The sequence below is a fragment of the Pseudomonas sp. ARP3 genome (assembly GCF_001029595.1).
GTDB classification, from domain to species: Bacteria; Pseudomonadota; Gammaproteobacteria; order Pseudomonadales; family Pseudomonadaceae; genus Aquipseudomonas; species Aquipseudomonas rhodesiae.
The window spans coordinates 559,020-581,692 of record NZ_LEKF01000002.1 but is presented as its reverse complement, the minus strand read 5'-3'; the positions used below and the strand labels follow the sequence as shown (position 1 = coordinate 581,692).

Sequence of the window (22,673 nt, the reverse complement as noted above, 5' to 3'; positions counted from 1 at the left end):
CGGCACGGTGGTTCTTCAGGCTTTGGGACCGGCGTGTATGGCGGTACTTCCGGCACTGCCAACGCCGGCGGCACCGGCGGCGGCTATCACCCCAGTTACATGGGCGGCAAAGGCGGTACCAGCGTCGGCGGCGCAGGGGGGGTGGGCGTAGCCAACTACAGCAATGGCGGGGCCGGTGGCACGGCGAACAATGGCACTATTTCCATTGGCGGCGGTGGTGGCGGCTCCGGTTGGGACAAACCTGGCCGTGCGGGCGCCTCGGCCAGTGGCGGTATCTACAATGGCAGCACCGGCACATTGACCGTTGTCGGCACGTCGGTGATTACCAACAACATCGCTGCCGGCGGCGGGGGTGGTGGCGGTGGGGGCCTGGGTGGTTCCGCCGATTCGGGTGGCGCGGCCGGCAAAGGCGTCGGAGCGATCTGGAACAAAGGCACGCTGTTGATGACGGCTGCCAACTTTGCGGCCATGAGCGGCAACGTCGGTGGCAGCGGCTCCGGTGGCCCTGCGTTGGGCGGCGGTTCCACGGGCGCCTCCGTAGCGGCCGTGAACAACATCTTCAATGACGGCGGCACGGTGAACACGGCTTACGCCCCGGCTCCGACCGCGACCATCGTGGTTGCGACCCCGGGCCAGCACCTGGGTACGAGTTCGGTAGTAACCATTACCTTCAATCAGGCAGTCAACGGTTTCACCCTGGCCGACCTGACGGCTACCAACGGCGCACTCACTAACCTGACCACCAGCGACGGTGGCAAGACCTGGACCGCGACCTTCACCCCGGACTCGAACGTCGCCAGCACGCCCGGCCAGATCACCCTGGACAACACCGGGGTCACCAGCCAAGCGCTGGGAGTGGCGGGCATCGGCACCACCGTGTCCAACAGCTACACCGTCGACACCGTACGCCCGACCGCGACCATCGTGGTCGACAGCCCGGCGTTGAAAGCCGGTGGCTCGTCCCTGGTACACATCACGTTCAGCGAGGCAGTGAGTGGTTTCAGCCTGTCGGACTTGACGGCGGCCAACGGCACCCTGAGCAACCTGAGTTCCAGCGACAATATCCACTGGACCGCGACCCTGACCCCGGCTGCCGGCAACGACACCAGCGGCAACAGCATCACCCTGGACAACACGCTCTATACCGACATCGCGACCAACGCCGGCAGCGGTACGACCACCTCCAACACCTACGTGATCGATACCGTGCGGCCGACCGCGACCATCGTGGTATCCGACACCGCGCTCAACATCGGCGGTTCGTCCCTGGTACACCTCACTTTCAGCGAAACGGTCAACGACCTGGACCTGACCGACCTGAGCGCATCCAATGGCAGCCTGAGCAATCTAGTCCAGGTCGATGGCACCCACTGGACGGCAGTCCTCACACCCAACGCCGCGGTCAACCACAGCGGTAATTTCGTCACGCTCAACAACACGTTGATTACCGATGGTGCGGGCAATGCTGGCAGCGGCACGACCCAGTCCAACACCTACGCCATCGATACCGTGCGGCCGACCGCGACCATTGTGTTCAGCGCGACCAACCTGGGGATCGGCCAAACGTCGCTGGTGACCATCACCTTCAGCGAAGCCGTGACCGGGTTTACCAACAATGATTTGACGGTGACCAACGGCACCCTGAGCCCGGTCATCACCAGTGATGGCGGCATCACCTGGAGCGCCATCTTCACGCCGACCGCCGCAATCGTCAGCGCAAGCAACCACATCACCTTGGACAACACCGGGGTCCAGGATGCAGCTGGCAACGCCGGCAGCGGTACCACCACCTCCAACAACATTGCCATCGATGGCGTGCGCCCGACGGCGACCGTTGTAGTCACCAACGACACGCTGAAAATCGGCGACACCTCGCAGGTGACCATTACCTTTTCGGAAGCCGTGGTCGGATTCACCAACGCCGACCTGACGATCGCCAACGGCACGCTGTCGCCGGTGAGCAGCCTCGACGGCGGCGTCACCTGGACCGCAACCTTTACCCCGAGCGCGAGCACCACCGACGCCACCAACCTGATCACCCTGGACAACACCGCCTACAGCGACACCAGCGGTAATATCGGCACCGGCACCACCAGTTCCAACACCTACAGCATCGACACCGAGCGGCCGACCGCGACCATCGTTGTCGCTGACCCGGTGCTGACCGCTGGGCAAACCTCGCTAGTGACTATCACCTTCAGCGAAGCGGTGAGCGGTTTCAGCCTGGCCGACCTGAATGTCAGTCAAGGCAGCTTGAGCGGCTTGAACAGCGCCGACGGCATTACTTGGACCGCGACCTTCACGCCGGCTACGAATACCAACAGCGCAACCAATGCCATCACCCTGGCCAATGCCGGTGTCAGTGATCTTGCTGGCAACGCGGGCTCCGGCACGACCCAGTCGGCCAACTTCACCATCGACACCGTACTGCCGACGGCGACTGTCGTGGTGGCGAATCCAGCGTTGAATATCGGCGGCACGTCCCTGGTGACCATCACCTTCAACGAGGCGGTCACCGGTTTCAGCAACGCCGACCTGACCATCACTAACGGCACCCTGAGCGGGGTAACCACCATGGATGGCGGCATCACCTGGACCGCGACCTTCACGCCGAGCAACAACCTCGCCGACGCCACCAACCAGATCACCCTCGACAACAGCGGGGTCCAGGCGGCGGTTTCGGGCAATACGGGTTGGGGCAGCAGCGCTTCCAACAACTACGCTATCGACACCCAGCGCCCGACCGCCACCGTGGTGGTGACCAACGAGCACCTGGGCATCGGTAGCACATCCCTGGTGACCATCACCTTCAGCGAAGCGGTGACGGGTTTGAGTCTGGCCGACCTGACCACCGACAACGGTACCCTCAGCAGCCTGAGCACCAGCGACAACATCACCTATACCGCGACCATGACGCCGGTAGCGGGAGTCAGCCAGAACAACAACCGGATCGTCCTGGATAACACCGGTGTGGTCGATATCGCCGGCAACGCCGGCTCCGGAATCACCGAATCCAACACCTACGCGCTCGACAGCGTGCGCCCGACCGCGAGCATCGTGGTGGCCGATCCGGTGTTGAGCGCCGGTGAAACTTCACTGGTGACTATCACTTTCAGCGAGGCGGTGACCGGGTTCGATAACAGCGACCTGAGCGTGGCCAATGGCATCCTGAGCACTGTGAGCAGCAGCGACGGTGGTATCACTTGGACCGCTACCTTCACGCCGACCGCAGGTGTCCACGACACCACCAACCTGATCAGCCTGAGCAATGCGGGCGTGAGCGACCTGGCCGGCAACGCCGGCACGGGTATCACCAACTCGGGTAACTTCACCATCGACACCGTGCGACCCACGGCGACCATCATCGTGGGGAACCCGGCCCTGAGTATTGGTGCGAGTTCATTGGTGACCATCACCTTCAGCGAAGCGGTCACCGGCTTCACCAACGCCGACCTGACCGTCGCCAACGGCACCCTGAGCACTGTGACCAGCGGCGATGGCGGCATCACCTGGACCGCGATCCTTACGCCGACCACCAGCGTCACCGACGCCACCAACCTGATCACCCTGGACAATACCGGTGTGAGCAACGCCTCGGGCAATGCTGGTAGCGGCACCACCGACTCGAACAATTACGCGATTGATACTGTGCGTCCTACGTCCACCATTGTGGTCGCGGATGCGGCGCTGAGCCTCGGTCAAACTTCACTGGTGACCATCACGTTCAGCGAGGCGGTGAGCGGTTTCACTAACGCCGACCTGACCATTGCCAATGGCACCCTGAGCACGGTGAGCAGCAGCGACGGCGGTATCACCTGGACCGCAACGTTCACCCCGACCGCCAGCATCACCGACATCAGCAACGTGATCACCCTGGACAACACCGGCGTCACCGACCTGGCGGGCAACGCAGGCGCAGGCACCACCGACTCCAACAACTACAGCGTCGACAGCCAGCGGCCGACGGCCACGATTGTCATGAGCGACAGCGACCTGCGCCCGGGCGAAACCTCATTGGCGACCATCACCTTCAGCGAGGCCGTCACCGGCTTCGACAACAGCGACCTGAGCGTGGCCAATGGCAGCCTGAGCAACGTCAGCAGCAGCGACGGCGGCATCACCTGGACGGCAACGTTCACGCCCACGTTGAGTGTGACCGACACCACCAACCTGATCGTGCTGAACAACACCGGCATCTCCGACCTGGCGGGCAACAGCGGCACCGGCACCACCAGCTCCGCCAACTATGCCGTGAACACCGAGGTGCCGACGGCAACCGTCGTGGTGGCCGACACGCAACTGAAAGCGGGCGAAACCACCCAGGTGACCATCACCTTCAGCCAGGCCGTCAGCGGCTTTACCAACGCTGACCTGACCCTCGCCAACGGGACTCTGAGTGCGGTCAGCAGCAGCGATGGCGGCGTTACCTGGACCGCGACGCTCACGCCGACCAGCAATATCACCGACACCAGCAACCTTATCGTGCTGGACAACAGCGGCGTGACAAATGCCTCGGGCAACAGTGGCGTCGGCACCACGGACTCCAACAACTACAGCATCGATACCCAGCGGCCGACCGCGACCATCACCGTGGCGGACGCCCTCCTGGGCATCGGGCAAACCACCACGGTCACTGTGACCTTCAGCGAAGCGGTCAGCGGGTTTGACCTGTCGGACCTGAGCGTGGCCAACGGCACCTTGTCCAACCTTGCCACCAGCGACGGCGGCAAGACCTGGACGGCCACGTTGACGCCGACCGGCGCAATTACTGACCCCACCAACCTGGTGGTGCTGGACAACGGCCTGGTCAACGACGCTGCGGGCAATGCCGGTGCAGGCATTGCGATTTCCAACAACTATGCGCTCGACGCCGACCGGCCAACTGCGACTATCTCCGTCGCCAACCCGAACCTCACTGTCGGCCAGACCACCACGGTAACGTTCACCTTCAGCGAGAAAGTCAGTGGCTTCGACCTGGATGACCTGAGCGTGGCTAACGGCACCTTGTCCAATCTGTCCACCAGCGATGGCGGCAAGACCTGGACGGCCCTCCTCACGCCGACGGCCAACCTTAATGACCCGAGCAACTTCATCACCCTCGACACCAGCCTGGTGACGGATGCGGCGGGCAATGCCGGAAGCGGTTTCAGCAACTCCGGCAACTACGCGATCAACACCGTCGCGCTGACCGGCGACCCGCTGTTCCGCGTCGATGGCCCGATGGCGCCACCGAGTGCGCCGGACGCGCCGCTGCAACCGATCATCTTTGGCCCGCCCAGCGGCAACTTGGGCTCGCCGATTGGCTTCCCGGCATTGTTCGAGCAGCGTGAATTGGGTGGCGGCTTGCCACCGATCGGCAACATCTTTATCCGCAACAACGCCCTGGCGCCGAGTTATATCGCCCAGGTATTCGGCATCGATGGCGGCAATGCTGCGGGTGCCTCTGGGTTCCTTGGGTTTGGCGGCGGCGATGGCGGGGTGTTTGGTTCAAGTACCTTGTCGGGCCTGTTCAACCGCGAAAACCACGGTGACGCGAGCGACTCCAAAGCGTTCGACAGCAAGTCGATCAAAAGCTCGGGCGGTGCACTGGGTGCGCCGACCTTCGGCCAGCAATTGCACCAGATCAACGACAAAGAACAGCGCCAGGTCATGGACTTGGCGCTGGCACTGCAGCAGGTCGGCATCAGCGAAATGCAGGCTTGAACACACTCAATTAAAGACGCAGGAACAGGGGCAGTCCACGGATGAATACAGCTCAAAAGTTATTCGGTGCCAGCTTGCTGGCTCTTGCAATCAGCGGGTGCGCAGTCACCAGTGACCCCATCGAGCGCAGCGTCAGCGAGCAACGCGCGCGCAGCGATCTACACGGCATGTACAAGGATCAGGAACCGTTGAGCGGCCCGCTGACCCTGCACGAGGCCATGGCTCGCGCGGTCAAGTACAACCTCGAAGGCCGTTTGAAGGTGATGGAAGAGGCGCTGGCCAAGCGTCAATCCGACCTGTCCAGTTTCGACATGCTGCCGCGCATGGCCCTGTCCGCTGGCTATGCCGGGCGTAACAACACCAACGCCTCCAGCAGCCAGAGTGTGCTCACCGGCACCCAGTCCCTGGAACCCTCGACCTCCCAGGACCGCGACCGTCGCGTGGCCGACCTGACCATGGTGTGGAACGTGCTCGACTTCGGCGTGAGTTACATCAGCGCCAAGCAGCAGGGCGATCAGCGCCTGATCATCCAGGAACGTCGACGCAAGGTGATCAACACCATCGTGCAGGACGTGCGTTCCGCCTACTGGCGCGCGGTGGCCGCCGAGCGTCTGCTGACCCAGATCGACAGCCTCATGACCCGTGTCGACCAGGCCCAGGCCAATAGCCAGAGCATGAGCGAACAGCGTATCGGCGACCCGGTCCAGGCGCTCGGCTATCAGCGTGCGTTGATCGAAGCCACACGCCAGTTGCAAGAGCAACGCCGGGCCCTGTCGTTGGCCAAGACCGAGCTGTCGACCCTGATCAATCTGCCCATGGGCACTGAGTTGAAACTGGCCACGCCCGATGACTACAGCGTTCCTCAGCTCAAGGTGAACCTGGCCAGCCTGGAGCAGGAAGCCCTGGCCAACCGCCCGGAACTGCGCGAGCAGGATTACCAGACCCGCATCAGCGCCGCCGAAACCCGTAAAGCCATGCTGCGCTTGCTGCCGGGGCTGGAGTTTTCGGCCGGCGGGCATTACGACAGCAACTCGTTTCTAGTGGACAACCGCTGGGCCGACTACGGCGCCAAGGTCACCTGGAACCTGTTCAATGTGATCTCCGCCCCGGCGGCCATCGACGTGGCCAAGGCCGGTGAAGAAGTCGCCACCGCCCGGCGCCAGGCGATGTCGATTGCCGTGCTCGCGCAACTCTACGTGGCCAACGCCAACTTTCAGGACGCGGTGCGCCAGTTCAAAACCAGCGAACAACTTGCCGATATCGACGGGCAAATCCTCGGTCAATTGCGCAACCGTCATGAGGCCGCCGGGATCGGTGAGCTGGACCTGATCCAGGGTGAACTCAACACCTTGCAGGCCGACCTGCGCCGCGACCTGGCCTACGCCGATCTGCGCAACGCCTACGGGCAGATCTTCGCCAGCGCCGGTCTCGACCCGCTGCCGGAGCAACTGGACTCCGACCGCGTGCAAAGCATCGCCAGCGCCCTGGCCAGCCGCGAGTCGGCTTGGGCGGCGGGCAATATCGCTGCACCAGTGCCCCGTGCCGTCGCTCAATAACCTGGTAGCGCCGACGGCGAGCATCACGCGCCGTCACCGCGAAGCGCGCAATGGGCATCGCGGCGTGGCGATCCTGCTCACCGGCCTGCCGGCGTCGGGCAAGTCCACCCTGGCCCAGGGCCTGCAAGGGGCGTTGTTCGAACAGGGCAGACAAACCCTGGTACTCGACGGCGATACCCTGCGCGGCGGCCTCAATCGAGACCTGGGTTTTTCCGATAAGGACCGCCTGGAAAACATCCGCCGCGCCAGCGAACTGGCGGCGCTGCTGGTGGATAACGGGCAGATTGTGATCCTGGCAATGATTGCGCCACTGACGGACCTGCGCGCGGTGTTTGCCGAACGCCTCGGTGACGATTATCGCGAAGTGTGGTGCAGCGCCTCACTGGCAGTGTGCGAAAGCCGCGACCCCAAGGGGCACTACGCCCGTGCGCGTAAAGGCGAGTTGCCGGGGTTTACCGGCATTGGCTCCCCCTATGAACCGCCGCCCCTGGCATCGCTGGTGTTGGACACCGGCGTGCTGTCGGTGAAACAGGGCGTCGAGCGATTACTGGCCTGGCTGGCGCCTGAACTAGACTCTGGGCATTCATCTTCTCAGGAGCCCACCATGGAATCGCCCGTGCACAGCTTGCCGTCACTGTTCAAACAGCTTGGACTGCCGGATGACCCGGTCAGTATTGATCAGTTTGTGACCGCTCACTCGCCACTCAAGCCGGATTTGAAGTTGGCAGAGGCGTTTTTCTGGACAGACAGCCAGAAAGCATTTTTGCGTGAGGAAATCTTGGACGATGCGGATTGGGCGGAGGTGGTGGATGAGTTGAATCTGATGTTGCGGGATGGCCGAGGGGTGTAAAAAAATCTTTTGAAAATGGTGTTTTGTAAAAAAAGGTGAGCAGTAAAAAAATCTGGGCGCTAATCGCCTGGGTTTTTTTGGGGGGGGTCACCTTGGCGACAGTCGGATATGCCCATCACTCGAATCGGCAGCGCCACCTGGATGGCGAGGCCGCACAACAATCCTGAAGCTGACACCGATCCAAATGTGGGAGGGGGCTTGCCCCCGATTACGGTGTGCCAGTAACAGCTTGTTTGCCTGACCCACTGCTATCGGGGGTAAGCACCCTGCCACCTGTGTCATGCACTCACCCTCCATCCATCGCTAAATTGTTTCAAAACTTGACGCAATTCGATCCCTTCGCCATATTGATAGTTAGCAAACTAACTGTATGCGAACTATCCAGTGCCTCAATCCCTCGAACAACTCCAGATGAACCTCAGCAGCAGCATGGTGGTGGGCGCCCGTCATTGGCGCAAAATCTGCCAGAGCACGCTGGTGAGCTACGGTATTTCCGAAGCCTGCGCCGTGCCGTTGTTGATGATCGGCCGTTTGGGCGACGGTGTGCATCAGGTCAAGGTCGCCCATGCGTCGGGGATGGAAAGCCCGTCCCTGGTGCGCCTGCTCGACCAGCTGTGCAGCGGCGGCTATGTGTGCCGCACCGAAGACGTCCACGACCGCCGCGCCAAGGCCTTGAGCCTCACCGAACGTGGTCGCGAACTGGTGCAAGCGGTAGAGGCGCAACTGGTGCGCCTGCGCAAAGACGTGTTGGCGGATATCGCGCCCGCCGATATGGAGGCGGCCCTGCGGGTGTTGCGTGCCTTTGAGGCGGCGACGCTTTGAACGGATTCTTCACCGGTTTCCCGCCCGCCCGCGACTGGTTCTACGGCGTACGCACCTTCGCGGCGTCGATGATCGCCCTGTATATCGCTATGCTGATGCAGATGCCCCGTCCGTATTGGGCAATGGCCACGGTGTATATCGTTTCCAGCCCGTTTGTCGGCCCCACCAGTTCCAAAGCGCTGTACCGCGCCATCGGCACCTTGATGGGGGCGGCGGCGGCGGTGTTTTTTGTGCCGATGTTCGTGCAATCGCCGTACATCCTGGTGGTGGTGATCGCGCTGTGGACGGGCACCTTGCTGTTTCTGTCCATGCACCTGCGCACGGCCAACAACTACGCGCTGATGCTGGCCGGCTACACCTTGCCGTTGATTGCCCTGCCGGTGGTGGATAACCCACTGGCCGTGTGGGATGTGGCCGAGGCGCGTACCGAAGAAATCTTCCTCGGCATTGTGGTGGCCGCCGTGGTCGGCGCGATGTTCTGGCCACGACGCCTGGCGCCGGTGTTCGACGGTTCGGTGGCCAAGTGGTTTGCCGATGCGCAGGTCTACAGCCAACGGTTCCTCACGCGCACGGTGCAGCCTGACGAAATCAGCACCTTGCGCGGCGGCATGGTCGCCACCTTCAACACCCTGGAATTGATGATCGGCCAGTTGCCCCACGAAGGCGCGCGTCCACAGACGGTGCGCAATACCAAAGAACTGCGCGGGCGCATGATCCACCTGCTGCCGGTGGTGGAGGAGCTGGATGACGCGCTGTACGCCGTCGAACAGCGCGCGCCGCAGTTTCTCGAACGCCTCAAGCCGCTGCTGGACGCCACCGCCCAGTGGCTGCAAAGCAGTGCCGACAATCCGTCCCTGGACAGTTGGCGCGCCCTGCGTGACCAGATCGAAGCCCAACAGCCCAAGGGCGACGCGCTGGATGATCGCCACACCTTGCTGTTTTCCAACGCGCTGTACCGTCTCGGCGAATGGGTCGACCTGTGGCAGGACTGCCGCAGCCTGCAAGCTGCCATCCACTGCGAGAGCCAGGACACCTGGCGCGCCGTCTATCGCCACTGGCGCTTGGGCCGTCTCACGCCGTTCCTCGACCGTGGCCTGATGTTCTACTCGGCGTTTTCCACCGTCACCGCGATTATCGTCGCCTCGGTGCTGTGGATTCTGCTGGGCTGGACCGACGGCGGCAGCGCGGTGATCCTGGCCGCCGTCGCGTGCAGTTTCTTCGCCTCGATGGACGACCCCGCGCCGCAGATCTACCGGTTCTTTTTCTGGACGGCGATGTCGGTGCTGTTTGCCAGCCTCTATCTGTTTTTGGTGCTGCCCAACCTGCACGACTTTCCGATGCTGGTGCTGGCGTTCGCGGTGCCGTTTATCTGCATTGGCACGCTGACCGTGCAGCCGCGCTTCTACCTGGGCATGCTGCTGACGCTGGTTAACACCTCGTCGTTCATCAGCATCCAGGGCGCCTACGACGCCGACTTCCTCAACTTCGCCAACGTCAACCTGGCCGGGCCCGTGGGCCTGCTGTTTGCATTTGTGTGGACGCTGATCGCGCGCCCGTTCGGCGCCGAACTGGCGGCCAAGCGCCTGACGCGCTTCAGTTGGCACGACATCGTCGGCCTGACCGAGCCGGCGACCCTGGCCGAGCACCGGCACCTGGCCGTGCAGATGCTCGACCGTTTGATGCAGCACCTTCCGCGCCTGGCCCTGACCAATCAGGACACCGGCATTGCCCTGCGCGATTTGCGCGTGGCGCTCAACCTGTTGGACCTGCTGGCCTACTCGCCGCGCATCCTCGGCGTGCCGCGTGTGCTGCTCAACCAAGTGGTGGAGGGTGTGGGCGGTTACTTCAAGGCGTGCCTGAAAGCGGGTGAACGCTTGCCTGCGCCCAGCGGTCTGCTGATGACCCTCGACCGCACGCGCCGTGCCCTCAACGGTCAGGGCCTGCAAGACGAAGACGACACCCGCCTGCACCTGCTGCATGCGCTGGCGGGCCTGCGCCTGGCGTTGTTGCCCGGCGTGGAATTTATTGGCGGTACGGAGATGGAAGCGCCGCTACCCGATGGAGCGCCTTTATGATCGGTGATCTGGATATCAGCGGGGTGTTCCTGCCCACGCTGCTGGTGCTGATGGGCATTACGTACGTGCTGTTTCTGGTGGTGCATGGGTTGTTGACCCGTCTCCACTTCTATCGCCTGGTCTGGCACCGGGCATTGTTCAATGTGGGGCTCTACGCGCTGTTGCTGGGCGCGGTGGACTCACTCAGTCGATACCTGATGACATGAAAAAACCGTTTTTGACTATTGGCCGTGTGGTCCTGACGCTGCTGATCGTGAGTTTTGCGGTCGTGGTGGTGTGGCGCATGGTCATGTACTACATGTTTGCGCCGTGGACCCGTGACGGCCATATTCGTGCCGATATCGTGCAGATCGCCCCGGACGTGTCCGGGCTGATCCAACGCGTGGACGTGCACGACAACCAACTGGTGAGCAAAGGCCAGGTGCTGTTTGCCGTCGACCAGGACCGCTTCAAGCTGGCCCTGCGTCAGGCCCAGGCCGCCGTGGCCGACCGCCAGGAAACCCTGGCCCAGGCCCAGCGCGAATATAAGCGCAACCGTGGCCTGGGCAACCTGGTGCCCAGCGAGCAATTGGAAGAAAGCCAGTCTCGCGTGGCCCGCGCCCAATCGGCCCTGGCCGAAGCCCAGGTGACGGTGGACTCGGCGCAGCTCAACCTCGACCGCTCGGTAATCCGCAGCCCCGTGGACGGCTACGTCAACGACCGCGCGCCGCGCACTCAGGAGTTCGTCACCGCTGGGCGCCCGGTGCTGTCGGTGGTGGACAGCAACTCGTTCCACATCGACGGTTATTTCGAAGAGACCAAACTCGACGGCATCCACGTCGGCATGGGGGTGGACATCCGCGTGATCGGCGACAACGCCCGCTTGCATGGGCACGTGCAAAGCATCGTCGCCGGCATCGAAGACCGCGACCGCAGTAGCGGCTCCAACCTGTTGCCCAACGTCAACCCGGCGTTTAGCTGGGTGCGCCTGGCCCAGCGCATCCCGGTGCGCATTGCCTTTGATGAGGTGCCGGCGGACTTTCGCATGATCGCCGGACGTACCGCCACGGTGTCGATCATTGACGACTCGACCAAGGCCGGAGCCCGGCCATGAAACAGTTGTTAGCCATCGTTGCCCTGGGTTCTTTGCTGTCGGCCTGTCAGATGGTCGGCCCGGATTACCAGGTGCCGGACACCGCCGCGGTCAAGCGCGGCGATCTGCAAGGGCAACTGCCGTCCGATGGCAAGAACGTGGTGTCGGCGCCGGTGCCGACGGATTGGTGGAAGCTCTACAACGACCCGCGTCTGGATGAACTGGTGCGCCAGGCCATGGCCTCCAACACCGACCTGCGGGTGGCTGCGGCCAACCTGCAACGCGCGCGCTATCAAGTGCAGCAGGCCGAATCCGCGGGCGGTTGGAGTGCCGGCGCCAAGGCCGAGGCCCAACGCTTGCAGGAATCCGGCGAAGCCTTCCTGCTGTCGGAAAAAGTCCCGGTGGATAACATCGGCAGCGTGGGCATCACCACGTCGTATCAATTCGACCTGTTCGGCACCTTGCAACGCGGCATCGAAAGCGCCCAGGCCAGCGCCGACGCCACCCAGGCCGCCGCCGACATCGCGCGCATCACCCTGGTGGCCGATGTGGTGCGCTCCTACACGCAAATCTGTGCGGCGAATGAAGAACTGGCGATTGCCAACCGTTCCCTGGAACTGCAAGCGCAAAGCACCACGCTGACCCAGCGCCTACGCGATGCCGGCCGGGGCGATGAAACCCAGGTGACGCGCTCGCAAACCCAATACAAATCCCTGCGCGCCGAGATGCCGCGCTACCAGGCGGCGCGTCAGGCGGGGCTCTATCGCTTGTCGATGCTGCTGGCCAAACCCCTGGAGCAATTGCCGGCGGGCACCGGTGATTGCGCCGAGTTGCCGCACATCGCCCAATTGCTGCCGGTGGGCGACGGTGCCACGTTGCTCAAGCGCCGCCCCGACGTGCGCCAGGCCGAACGCCAACTGGCCGCCGCCACCGCGCGCATCGGCGTGGCTACCGGCGCCCTGTACCCTGACATCGCCATCGGCGCCAGCGTCGGCACCGTGGGCCTGCTCGATAACCTCGGCCAACCGGCGACCAACCGCTGGGGCTTTGGCCCGATGATCAGTTGGACCGTGCCGACCAACGGCGCCCGGGCGCGTATCCATGAAGCCGAAGCCGCCACCCAGGGGGCCTTGGCGCATTTCGATGGGGTGGTGCTCAACGCGATCCGCGAAACCCAGACCGGCCTGGCCCAGTACACCGCCGTGCTGCAGCGCCGCGACGCATTGGCCGAGGCCGAGCAATCGGCGCAGCAGGCGGCGGACCAGACCCACCGCTTCTTCCAGGCCGGTCGCGCCTCGTTCCTGGCCGACCTTCAAGCCACGCGCACTTACACCGAAATGCGTGCCCAACTGGCGGCGGCCAACACTCAGGTCGCCATGAGCCAGATCGACCTGTTCCTGGCCCTGGGCGGCGGCTGGGAAAGCGGACGAACGCAAGCGTCGGCGTCCAGCAAACCCTGAGCGAATAGCTATGCTTTGACAGGCGGGCGCCGTGGCTTTCGAGCCAGGCGCACGCCTGACACTGCTCGCGTTTGCTCATGGGGATTCCAATAATGAAAAACCCTTATGCTCCCGCTTTCTGGTGCGTGCTCTTCGCACTGGTGCTGTTATCGGCCGCGTATTTCTATGGCGTCATGCTTTCCCACCAACTCGACAAGGCCATGGTGTTTCTCGACAGCGCCTGCCTGGTGATCGGCACCTTGTCCATCGGCGTGGTGGCCTGGGCGTCCTACCAGAATCAACGCATCAAGAAAAAACTCCTCGAACAAGGCAAGACCCGCGTGGCCATCTGGGACACCAAGGTCGCACTGCGCCGCGTCGAAACCGTATTCGACCGCTATTTCTGGGGCAGCTACTGGCAGCCGGGGCGCACCTTCCAGGAAGTGATGGGCGACCTGACGGGCACGCCGTTGGAAAAAAGCCTCGAAACCCTGAAAAAACAGTGCGTGGTGCTCGACAAGCAGGTCGCCGAAGGTCGGCATTGGCTCAATAACGCGCGGGAATTGTCCGACGTCGCCACGCAGATGGCCCGCGAGCGCTACCAGCTGGACTTCTGCGACCCCAAGACCGACACCCCTGGCAACGCCGTGATCCACCGCGAATTCGAGGTGCTGGTGTACACCTGGACGGCGCGCTTGAAGAGCTTCGATCACCAGCTCGATGAAATCGAATTGGAGTATTCGTGAACCAGTAGCGATCTGATGCCTCTGAAAGGTTGCGCCGTTTAAGGCCGCCAGTGCTAATCTTCCCCCCGTTTTCGGCGGGCTTGAGCCAACCCTTGCAGGGTTCAAGGAAGACAGCCCACTTCTCACAGGATTTGATCAGGTCACTTCATGAATAAGCCAGCAGTCGTTCTTTTGGGTTTTGTTGTCGCCGTCGGCGTCGTCAGTGCAGGCGGCGCCTGGTACACCGGTAAGCAGTTGGAGCCGGTGTTGCAGACCGCGATCCAAAACGCCAACAAGGAACTGCAAACCTCCATGGCCGGCGTCGACGGCAGCGTCGCCCTGGAACTGGTGTCCCTGGAGCGCGGCGTGTTCAGCAGCACCGCGCACTACCGCTTGAAGGCGCAGGGTCCGGTGTTCGGCGAAGAAAACCCGAACCCGGAGCTGCTGTTCGTCGACCATATCGAACACGGCCCGTTGCCGTTCTCGCGTCTGGTCACGCTTAAATGGCTGCCGGTGATGGCCACCAGTCACTACGAGCTGGAAAAGAACGCCACCACCGAGAAGTGGTTCGCTGCCGCCAAAGACGCATCGCCGCTCAAGGGCGTGGCCAATATCGGCTATACCCGCGCGGTCAACGGCAATGTCGAACTGCTGCCCCTGGAGTTCAAGGACGATAAGTCCTCGGTGAGCTTCTCCGGCGCCAACCTGAATTTCGATGGCACCGCCGAAGGCCAGAAAGTCAAAGCCGACGGTTTTATGAACAGCCTCAAGGTCGCCGCCGTGGACGCCCAGGGCGCGCCGTTCGAAGCCGAACTGGCCGGCCTGACCGTGGCCAGCAACCTGGCCAAGTCCACCTTCGGTTTCTACACCGGGCAGAACACAGTGGAGCTGACGGACGCCAAGTTCACCGTCGGCGTGCAGAAAGACGTGATCTCGCTCAAAGGCTTTGAGCAGAAAGACTCCAGCGAAACCACAGACAACAACCTGGCCGGCCGCGTCGACTACAAAATCGACGAGATCGGCTACAAGGGCAAACCCGTCGGCTCGGCCGCCATGGCGCTGAGTATGAAAAACATCGACGTCCCGGCCATGCTGGTGCTGACCAAGCTCTACCAAGACAAGATGCAGCCGGTGCAAGCCGCGGCCGCCGCTGGGGAGCCCGTGCCTGAACTGCAATTGACCGAAGCCGAGCAGACCCTGGCCGAAGCCAACGTCAACCAACTGTTGGCCGCCAAGCCGCAACTGGCGCTGGAAAACCTGTCGCTGAAAACCACCCATGGCGAAAGCAAGTTCAGCCTGGTGGTGGACCTGGCCAAACCGGCGTCGATGGAATTGCCGCCGGTTGAACTGGGCAAGCAGATGGTGTCGCTGCTGGACGCCAACCTGACTCTGTCCAAGCCAATGATCGCCGATGTGTCCGCCCTGCAAGCCCAGGCCGGCGGCCTGACCGACCCGAAAGCCATCGAGCAGCAAGCGCAGATGGCCGCCGAGATGGTCAGCGGTATGGCCGTGGGTACACAACTGGCGACCCTGGTGGGCAGCGATGTGGTGTCCAAACTGCACTACGCCAACAATGAAGTGACCTTCAACGGCCAGAAGATGACCGTCGAGCAGTTCATCGGCTTTGTGATGTCCAAAGTCGGCGCGGTCAGCGGCGCGCAATAATTGCCTCACGTGTGGCAAGGGCGCTTGCTCCCTTGCCACAAGCGGCACTGCTTCGCGGGCCGCGTGTAAATCCTCCTTCCTCATCCAATTCTGAACAATTGTTCTGATTTGCGCTTTTACCCACCGCCCTCGGCGATAGTGACCACAGGAAAGCTAGGCCGGGTCATGAGACGTCGGCACCCTGAAGCGAAGCGCTCAGGACCACCTATCGTTACAGCTTTCCCTGTAAGGAAGCTCACGATATGTTGCCAAACCCACCACTCAGTGCATCAGGCCGGTTGCGACTGCTTATCGGGGTCGCCTTGTGCAGCCAATTGCTGATGCCTGCTTTTGCCCTGGCCGATCCGGCCTATGACGCGCTGATCATTCAGGCGCGCAACGGCAACTTCACCCCCGCCCTTACGCAATTGCGCCAGTTGTCCGCCGAGCGCCAGACGCCTGGCCAGGTCAGCGATCACTTGGTGATTGCCGGTTGGGCCGGCCAGGACGCCGAAGTGCTGCAGGTCTACGAGGCCCAGGGCAAGCATCGCAACCTCAGCACCCAAGCGCTGGCCACGGTGGCGCGCACCTATCGAAATCAGAAACAGTGGGCCCAGGCCGAGGCGGTGTACCGTCAGGCGTTGCTGCGCGAACCGAACAACATCGACCTGCAACTGGGCCTGGCCCTTACCCAGGCCGATGGCGGCAAGGCTAACGAAGCGGTGCAGAGTACCCGTGCATTGGTGGCCGCCAAGCCTGAAGACCCCAACCGCCGCATGGCCCTGGGTTATGCGCTGACCCGTGCCGGCTTGAATTACGACGCGCTGTTCGAATTCGATCAGGCGTTTATGCGTGCCGGCGATAAGCCGGAAGTTGCCCGCGAATACATCATCGCTCTGCAAAAGGCCCGCTTGCCGGAGGCCGCGCTGCGTCTGTCGGCCCAGCGTCCGGGCCTGCTGGATGCGGTTACCCAACGCCGCCTGGAAGGCGATCTGGCCGCCGAGCGTGTGCGCATGGCCGAGTTCGCCACCCGCAGTGAACAAGAGCGCTACGTGATCGCCGACCGTGCGCTGCAGGCGTACGACAACCTGCTCGCACGCTGGACCCCCGACGCCAGCGCCCACGATGACGTGGTGCGCTGGCGCATCGACCGCCTGGGCGCTCTCAAGGCTCGGGCGCGCACGGCGGATGTGGTGCGCGAATACGAAACCTTGACCCGCGAAGGCGTGCAATTGCCCACCTACGCCGTACGCTGGGTGGCGGCGTCCTACCTGGACCAACGCCAGCCGGAAAAGGCCGAGCCGCTGTACCGTCAGGCCCTGAGCGCCGCCGATGCCGAACCCGATGATCGCGTCGAAGACACCACCGCCTTGTTTTATGCCCTGCAAGAGAGCGATCAGGGCGAACAAGCCCGCGAAGTCGCTGGCAGCCTCGCCAACAGCCAAAAACCTCGGGTCGAACTCAAGGGCCTGCCGATTGGCAACCCCAACGATTCATGGATGGACGCCCAGCAACTGGCCGCTCAGTCCGGCGTCTACGGCGGCGACCTGCCGGGCAGCGAAGCCAGCCTGGAAGCATTGGTGGCCAAGGCCCCAGGCAATGTCGGCTTGCGCCTGGCCCAGGCCGACATGTACCGCGCCCGCGACCTGCCGCGCCGTGCCGAAGGCATTCTGAAAGAAACCGAAGCCCAGGCCCCGCGCGACATCGGCCTGGAAGTGTCCCAGGCTTACACCGCCATGGACCTGCAGGAGTGGCGCCAGCTCGACGTGCTCACCGACGACGTGGTCGCGCGCAACCCCGACAGTCGCCAAGTGCAGCGCCTCAACCGCTTGCGCAATGTGCACGACATGGCCGAATTGCGCGTTGAAGCCTACACCGGCAAAAGCTACGGCGGCGGCAACAACAGCGATGCCGGCGCAGTGGCCGGCAGCCGTGACTGGGGCATCGAGAGTGTGATCTACACCCCGCCCATCGACGAAGACTGGCGCCTGTTCGCCGGTGTTGGTTACGCCACCGCCGACTTTGAAGAAGGCACCGGCCACCACCGTTGGCAGCGCGTCGGCGTGGAGCGGCGCACCCGTGACCTGACCCTGGAAGCCGAGGTGTCCAACCACTCCTACGGCTTTGGTTCCAAACAGGGCGCCCGCGTAGCGTTTGCCTATGACCTCAACGATCACTGGCAATACGGCGGCAGCCTCGACTACCTCGCCGCCACCACGCCGTTGCGCGCGTTGAATGCCGACATCACCGCCAATGGCGGCAGCGGGTTTATCCGCTGGCGCGCCAATGAAAGCCGCGAGTGGAAACTGTCCGTCAGCCCATCCCACTTCAGTGACGGCAACGACCGCGTCGAAGCCCTGCTCGCCGGCCGCGAGGGCCTCTACAGCTCGCCGAAGGTGCAAGTGGACCTGGGCCTGGAAGTCGCCACCAGCCGCAACAGCAAGGAAGACACGGTGTATTTCAACCCGAAGTCGGACTTCAGCGTGTTGCCCACCGTCAACGTCAACCATGTGCTCTACCACCGCTACGAGACCCAGTGGAGTCAGCAGTTCCAAGTCGGTGCGGGTACGTACAGCCAGCGTGATTATTCCACCGGCGGCGTCGGCCTGATCGGCTATGGCCAACGCTATCGCTGGAACGATGTACTGGAAGTCGGCGCCAACCTGAGCCTGATCAGCCGACCTTACGACGGTGATCGCGAACGCGATCTGCGCCTGCTCGTCGACCTCACTTACCGTTTCTAAAAGAGCCTGACCATGACTGTTCTCAGCCGTTGCTTGTTGCTCCTGGGTGTATTGCTGGCCAGCGCCTGCGCCCAGCAACCCGCGCCCTTCACTCCACCCGCCGAGCGGCCGACCCCAGCCAACGAAGCGGCGTGGCCGAAGAACCATTTCCTGGGGATCGCCTACCACGACGTGTCCGACCGCGACCCCGATCAGGCCGTGGTGGCGGTGCGTACCGAGCGGCTGATCGAACAATTGGCCTGGCTGCGCGAGAACGGTTACCAGGCGGTCAGCGTCGATCAGATTCTCGCCGCCCGCCGTGGCGGCCCGGCGTTGCCGCCCAAGGCAATCATGCTGAGTTTCGACGACGGCTATTCGAGCTTCTATACCCGGGTAATGCCGATTCTGCGCGCCTACCGCTGGCCGGCGTTGCTGGCACCGGTGGGCTACTGGATCGATACGCCGCTGAACAAACCGGTGGACTTCGCCGGCATGCCACGCCCTCGGGGTGAGTTCCTCACCTGGGAGCAGATTCGCGAGGTGTCGCAATCGGGCCTGGTAGAAATCGCCGCCCACACCGATGCCAACCACAAAGGCATCCTGGCCAACCCCCAGGGCAACCTGGAGCCGGCCGCAACCACCCGCCGCTATGATCCGGCGACCAATCGCTACGAAACCGAAGCGCAGTTCCAGGCGCGCATGCGTGCCGACGTGGTGGCGATCTCCAACAAAATTCGCAGCGTCACGGGCAAGGCGCCACGGGTGTGGGTCTGGCCGTATGGCGCGGCCGACGGCACGTCGCTGGCGGTGGTGGGCGAGCAGGGTTACCAGATGGCCCTGACCCTTGAAGACGGCCTCGATAACCTCGGCGACCTGATGAACAGCCCGCGCTTCCTGGTGGCCTCCGATCCGGACGGCGAGCACTTCGCCAACAGCATCGTGGCCGTGCAGGCCAAGGCGCCGCTGCGCGTGCTGCATGTGGACCTGGACAACGTCTACGACCCGGACCCCGCCCAGCAGGCGCGCAACCTCGACCAACTGGTACAGCGCGTGGTGGACATGGGCGCCGGCACGGTGTTCCTGCAAGCCTTTGCCGACCCCAAGGGTGATGGCCTGGTGCACTCGCTGTACTTCCCTAACCGTCACTTGCCGATGCGTGCCGACCTGTTCAACCGCGTCGCCTGGCAGCTGCATACCCGTGCCCATGCCAGCGTCTATGCCTGGATGCCGGTGCTCAGTTTTGCCCTCGACGCCAAGCTGCCGCGCGTGACCCGTTGGGATCCCAAGACCGGCAAGATCGGCCTCGATCCCGACCAGTACCAACGCCTGTCACCTTTCGATCCCGCCGTGCGCAAGGCTATCGGCGAAATCTACGAAGACTTGGCGCGGGTAGGGCCGATCGACGGCATCCTTTATCACGACGATGCGGTGTTCAACGATTTCGAAGACGCCAGCCCCGCCGCATTGAAAACCTACGCAGCCAACGGTTTGCCCGACAGCATTGCGGCCCTGCGCGCCGACCCGGCGGTGATGCAACGCTGGACGCGTTTCAAGAGCCGCTACCTGATCGACTTCACCCATGAGCTGACCGCCAAGGTGCGCGCCATCCGCGGGCCACAGGTGCTGACCGCGCGCAATATCTTCGCCGAGCCGATGCTCAACCCGCCGAGCGAAGCCTGGTTCGCGCAGAATCTGGATGATTTCCTCCAGGCTTACGACTGGACCGCGCCGATGGCCATGCCCCTGATGGAAGGTCAGCAGGTGAACACTTCCAACGCCTGGCTGGAGAAACTGGTCGCCACCGTCAAGAAGCGCCCCGGTGCCCTGGAGCGCACGGTGTTCGAGTTGCAAGCCAAGGACTGGCGCACCAAAGAGGCCACCGATATCAACGGTGCGCAAATGGCTGAATGGATGGGTGTGCTTAAACGCCAGGGGGTCACGAGTTTTGGTTACTACCCGGACAACTTCCTGGAAAACTCCCCGGACCTGAACACCGTGCGTCCGGCCCTTTCCAACCAATGGAACCCTTGACCATGTTCGACAGAATCCTGGCTTTATTCGTACTGGCGCTGGTGTTGGGCGTGCCCCTGGGCCTGATCTTTCTGGTCACCGGGCAGTTCCTGATGGACTTCGTGTTCTTCTACCCGCTGTTTATGTCGGCGCTGTGGATTGCCGGCGGCCTGTACTTCTGGCTGCACTGGGAGCGCCACTGGCCTTGGGAGGAAGACACCCCGGCGCCGACCCTGGCCGGCAACCCGCTGATCTCGATCATCATCCCTTGCTACAACGAAGGGGATAACGCCGCCGATACCATCCATGCGGCGCTCGGCCAGTTGTACCCGAACATTGAAGTGATCGCGGTCAACGACGGCTCCAAAGACAACACCGCGGCGGTGCTCGATGCCCTGGCGCTGGAACACCCACGCTTGCGCGTGTTGCACCTGGCGCAGAACCAGGGCAAGGCCGTTGCCCTGCGCATGGGGGCCGTGGCGTCACGCAGCGAATACCTGGTGTGCATCGACGGCGACGCGTTGCTCGACAAAAACGCGGCGGCTTATCTGGTGGCGCCAATGCTGGACAACCCACGCCTGGGCGCCGTCACCGGCAACCCACGAATTCGCACGCGGTCGACCCTGATCGGTCGCGTCCAGGTGGGTGAGTTCTCGTCGATCATCGGTTTGATCAAGCGCACCCAGCGCGTGTTCGGGCGGATCTTCACGGTGTCGGGGGTGGTGGTAGCGTTCCGTAAGAAGGCGCTGGACCGCATCGACTACTGGAGCACCGACATGATCACCGAAGACATCGACGTGAGTTGGAAGCTGCAGTTGGATCACTGGGCCATCTTCTACGAGCCGCGCGCGCTGTGCTGGATCCTGATGCCCGAAACCGTCGGCGGCCTGTGGAAGCAGCGCCTGCGCTGGGCCCAGGGCGGCGCCGAAGTGCTGTTCAAGAATATCCGCGGCATCTGGCAGTGGCGTCACCGATATCTGTGGCCGCTGCTGTTCGAGTACTGCCTGTCCACCGGCTGGGCGTTCACCTTCCTGCTGTCGGTGATCTTTTGGGGCGTGGGCAAGTTTATTGCGCTGCCACAGGCAATAGCCGTCGACGCTCTGATGCCGCCGGCTTTTACCGGGTTGGTCCTGGCGATGGTCTGCCTGCTGCAGTTCGCGGTGAGCATCATCATCGACCGCCGTTACGAGAAAGACCTGTGGAAAACCCTGTTCTGGACCGTGTGGTACCCGATGGTGTTCTGGTTGGTCAGCCTGTTTACCACGCTGGTCAGTTTCCCCAAGGTGTTGTTCAACCAACATCAGAAACGCGCGCGCTGGGTCAGCCCGGACCGTGGTATCAAACCTGTCAGTGAGGAGGCGTGATCATGCACCTGGTCAGAACTCGCCAAAGCCTGGTGATGTGGATTATCGATGTGCTGTTGACCCTGATGGCTTGGGCCGGATTGATCTGGCTGCTGGCACGCGGTATCACCTCGATGCTCGACACCCACGGTGGCCCGCGTATCGAAGCGCCGATTTTCGCAGCGCTCAACACCTTGCAGATCTACCTGTGGATCGCGTTGTTCAACGCGGTAATCCTGGTGTGCTGGGCGCGCTATCAGCAACGCAAGGGCCGTAAGTTCGCCCAACGCCGCGCACAAGCCAACGCCTTGAGCGACCAGCACCTCAGTGAGAGCTTCAAATTGGGTGCCGGCGACCTGGAGCAACTGCGCCGCCCTGGCGTACTGGTTATCCACAACGACGAAGAAGGCGGTGTCGAAGAGGTGAGGTCCCATGTCTCCCGCGACGTGGAACGCCCGGCATTGACCCTCGTCCCCGGCCAGGAAAAAGATCAAAGCGTCAGATAAACCGTGCAGTCGTGACGGTGTGGTGAGTGGGCTTGCCCTAGTGAGCAGGCTCACCACGCCAACGCTGGCGGGTCCTGCTCTAGCGGCGTTGCATTGGAATACCGACAAATGGGATCCAATTCACAAAACGCCCGCGAACTTTTCCGTCTTTCTCGGTACTAACCTATCTCGGCAATAACTTGATGGCTAAATAATGGCATCTAAT

At 62.9% G+C, this 22,673-nt stretch carries 14 protein-coding genes and 1 pseudogene; all 15 read left to right on the top strand.

The features are described 5' to 3' along the window. On the top strand, positions 1-5,703 hold a 5,703-nt coding region (locus ABX75_RS04300), incomplete at its 5' end, for an S-layer family protein (protein ID WP_047881516.1). Between the two features lie 41 nt (positions 5,704-5,744). Then, on the top strand, positions 5,745-7,259 hold the full coding sequence (locus tag ABX75_RS04295) for a TolC family protein (protein WP_034095263.1): 1,515 nt from the start codon (positions 5,745-5,747) through the stop codon (positions 7,257-7,259). Then, positions 7,243-7,818 (top strand): annotated as a pseudogene (cysC, locus tag ABX75_RS04290) (adenylyl-sulfate kinase); the annotation flags it as partial. The gene ABX75_RS04295 and the pseudogene cysC, both read left to right, overlap by 17 nt. Before the next feature lie 45 nt (positions 7,819-7,863). Next, entirely contained in the window at positions 7,864-8,109 is a 246-nt protein-coding gene (locus ABX75_RS29580; protein ID WP_187697034.1) for a DUF2789 domain-containing protein, read from the top strand. A gap of 411 nt (positions 8,110-8,520) precedes the next feature. After that, a complete protein-coding gene (locus tag ABX75_RS04285; protein ID WP_034095264.1) occupies positions 8,521-8,931 on the top strand; it encodes a MarR family winged helix-turn-helix transcriptional regulator in 411 nt (136 codons plus the stop codon). Then, positions 8,928-11,006 (top strand): FUSC family protein, encoded by a 2,079-nt coding sequence (locus ABX75_RS04280; RefSeq protein WP_040265180.1) that lies wholly within the window; start codon positions 8,928-8,930, stop codon positions 11,004-11,006. The genes ABX75_RS04285 and ABX75_RS04280 overlap by 4 nt, the downstream gene beginning before the upstream one ends. Then, the gene (locus tag ABX75_RS04275) at positions 11,003-11,212 is read left to right on the top strand and encodes a DUF1656 domain-containing protein (protein ID WP_010214247.1); all 210 of its coding nucleotides are present in this window, start codon (positions 11,003-11,005) and stop codon (positions 11,210-11,212) included. Before ABX75_RS04280 ends, ABX75_RS04275 begins: the two co-directional genes overlap by 4 nt. Further along, the gene (locus ABX75_RS04270; RefSeq protein ID WP_034095266.1) at positions 11,209-12,099 is read left to right on the top strand and encodes an HlyD family secretion protein; all 891 of its coding nucleotides are present in this window, start codon (positions 11,209-11,211) and stop codon (positions 12,097-12,099) included. Before ABX75_RS04275 ends, ABX75_RS04270 begins: the two co-directional genes overlap by 4 nt. Further along, a complete protein-coding gene (locus tag ABX75_RS04265) occupies positions 12,096-13,538 on the top strand; it encodes an efflux transporter outer membrane subunit (protein ID WP_040265186.1) in 1,443 nt (480 codons plus the stop codon). Before ABX75_RS04270 ends, ABX75_RS04265 begins: the two co-directional genes overlap by 4 nt. Positions 13,539-13,630: 92 nt before the next feature. After that, positions 13,631-14,263, top strand: a complete 633-nt coding sequence (locus tag ABX75_RS04260) for a hypothetical protein (protein ID WP_034095268.1) — start codon at positions 13,631-13,633, stop codon at positions 14,261-14,263. Positions 14,264-14,410: 147 nt separating this feature from the next. Next, positions 14,411-15,907 carry a YdgA family protein gene (locus ABX75_RS04255; RefSeq protein ID WP_047881506.1) on the top strand — a complete coding sequence of 499 codons (1,497 nt, stop codon included), beginning with the start codon at positions 14,411-14,413 and terminating at the stop codon, positions 15,905-15,907. A 242-nt stretch (positions 15,908-16,149) separates the two neighbouring features. Next, positions 16,150-18,630, top strand: a complete 2,481-nt coding sequence (gene pgaA / locus ABX75_RS04250) for a poly-beta-1,6 N-acetyl-D-glucosamine export porin PgaA (protein WP_047881505.1) — start codon at positions 16,150-16,152, stop codon at positions 18,628-18,630. Between the two features lie 12 nt (positions 18,631-18,642). After that, positions 18,643-20,640 (top strand): poly-beta-1,6-N-acetyl-D-glucosamine N-deacetylase PgaB, encoded by a 1,998-nt coding sequence (gene pgaB / locus ABX75_RS04245; protein ID WP_034111250.1) that lies wholly within the window; start codon positions 18,643-18,645, stop codon positions 20,638-20,640. A 2-nt stretch (positions 20,641-20,642) separates the two neighbouring features. Continuing rightward, positions 20,643-21,983, top strand: a complete 1,341-nt coding sequence (pgaC, locus tag ABX75_RS04240; RefSeq protein WP_034095272.1) for a poly-beta-1,6-N-acetyl-D-glucosamine synthase — start codon at positions 20,643-20,645, stop codon at positions 21,981-21,983. Between the two features lie 2 nt (positions 21,984-21,985). Further along, positions 21,986-22,468, top strand: a complete 483-nt coding sequence (gene pgaD, locus ABX75_RS04235) for a poly-beta-1,6-N-acetyl-D-glucosamine biosynthesis protein PgaD (protein WP_034095273.1) — start codon at positions 21,986-21,988, stop codon at positions 22,466-22,468. Positions 22,469-22,673: the final 205 nt, after the last annotated feature.